Below are 1,681 nucleotides of genomic sequence, written 5' to 3' on the forward strand. Positions count from 1 at the left end.
ACGGAGACCGGCGTCCGGTATGCTTGATAATAATTAGTAGCGAGCGTGGTGGGGGCCTGCCCGCCCGCCCCCGCGCCCCCCCCCCCCCCGCCCTCGCTGCCGCCGACGACGCAACACGCGCTGCCATCGATGGTACGAAGTCAGACAAGAGGGTGGGCATATGACCATGCCGGCAATCTCTGCTCGGGGCTGGTACAAGAGCAGCTACAGCGCGCAGGCGAACGAGTGCGTGGAGACGGGCCACGCCACCACTGGCGACATGGCCGTCCGGGACTCCAAGGACCCCAGTGGGCCGGCGCTCATCTTCCGCGCCTCCGCATGGGAGGCATTCGTCGCAGCCATCAAGACCGGAGAACTCCCCTCCGCATGAACAGGTTGCGCGGGAAGTCGGCCCGTCCGACTTCCCGCGCACGAACGATCCACTCACGCCTGTGCATCAGGGCTGTACGAATAGAACATGCGCTGATCCATCCCCGTGCCCTTCCAGGCCAGGAACAGGCAACCACAGTTGCCGAACGCGGCCAGCGCCGGCCCGTTGCTGGTACCTCCGCCCAACTGGCGCTGGTCGCCGAAGCTCTGGCCGTTGTTGCTCGCGGTGTAGAACATCCGCGGATCCTCCCCCGCACCCTTCCAGGCGATGAAGATCGCGTTGTTGAACGTCGCCAGCGTCGGCGACTGGCTGGTCCCGCCCACGCCCTGGACCCAGCCCCGCTGCGTCCAGCTGTAGCCGTCGCCGGTCGTCGCGTAGTAGACGTGCTCGTCATTGGCGCCCTTCCACGCCAGGTACAGCTTGCCCGCGAACTCGGCCAGCGCGGGGCCGGTGCTGGTGGCACCTCCCCCATCCACCTCCCGCTGCTCCGACCAGGACCGACCGTCCCAGCTCACGCTGAAGAAGAGCCTCGGATCGTCACCTGCCCCCTTCCAGGCCAGGACCAGCCGGCCGTTGTAGGTCGCCAGCACGGGAGCGGAGTTCGAGCCGCCTCCCACACCGGTCTGGTCCGTCCAGTTCACGCCGTCGGGGCTTGAGGCGTAGAACATCCGCTGGTCGTTCCCCGCCCCCTTCCACGCCAGGTAGAGCCGCCCGTTGAAGGCGGCGAGGGTCGGGCTGGTGCTCGTACCGCCCCCGACCCCAACCTGGTCCGTCCAGTGCACCCCGTCCCAGCTGGAGGCGTAGAACATCCGCGGGTCGTCGCCCGCACCCTTCCAGGCCACGTACAGGCGGTTGTTGAAGGACGCCATCGTCGGTCCGGCATTCGAGCCGCCGCCGACCGGAGCCTGTGCGGTCCAGTCGCCGGAGGCGGCCGAGGCCGTACCGGCCCCGACGGTCGTGCATGCGAGGATCACACCCACCAGCACGCTGACGAGTGCGAGAACGCGCTTTGACACGGAGACTTCCCTTCTCCCGGGGGATCCTCCCTTCGCCCCGCCCGCCCAACTCGCAAGCCGGCCGATGCCCCTGAAGACCGGGGCTGCGGATCCCGGAGTGACGATGACAGCGTGTCAGGTGACGTGGTCATGCGGAAGTCGTCCTCGTAGTCAGCCAATAAACGTGCAGCTCACTCGCGCGAGAAGTCGGCCACGCCGACTTCTCGCGCAAGCGTCGTGCCCCCCTGTCTCTTTTACACAAAAACGAGCCCACGAGACACAATAATATCGGGGTTTGCGGGTTGGGGGTGTTAGT

Annotated in this window: 2 protein-coding genes; one reads left to right on the forward strand and one right to left on the reverse strand. The window is 67.2% G+C overall.

Annotated elements, in window-relative coordinates; all coding sequences use genetic code 11:
- The first annotated feature begins 166 nt into the window (after nucleotides 1-166).
- Nucleotides 167-370: a DUF397 domain-containing protein gene (locus ACFV4F_RS01480; protein WP_380500045.1), complete on the forward strand. Its 204-nt coding sequence runs from the start codon at nucleotides 167-169 to the stop codon at nucleotides 368-370.
- Nucleotides 371-423: 53 nt separating this feature from the next.
- Here the strand turns inward: ACFV4F_RS01480 and ACFV4F_RS01485 are convergent, their stop codons facing one another.
- Nucleotides 424-1,386, reverse strand: coding sequence for a hypothetical protein (locus tag ACFV4F_RS01485; RefSeq protein WP_380500046.1), 963 nt, complete (start codon nucleotides 1,384-1,386; stop codon nucleotides 424-426).
- Nucleotides 1,387-1,681 lie beyond the last annotated feature (295 nt).

The organism is Kitasatospora sp. NPDC059722 (genome assembly GCF_042733235.1).
In the GTDB taxonomy this organism is placed as follows: Bacteria; Actinomycetota; Actinomycetes; order Streptomycetales; family Streptomycetaceae; genus Kitasatospora.

What these genes read in the sequence shown, in the direction of transcription:
- ACFV4F_RS01480 (WP_380500045.1), top strand. Translation starts at nt 167, where the DNA reads ATGCCGGCAATCTCTGCTCGGGGCTGGTACAAGAGCAGCTACAGCGCG.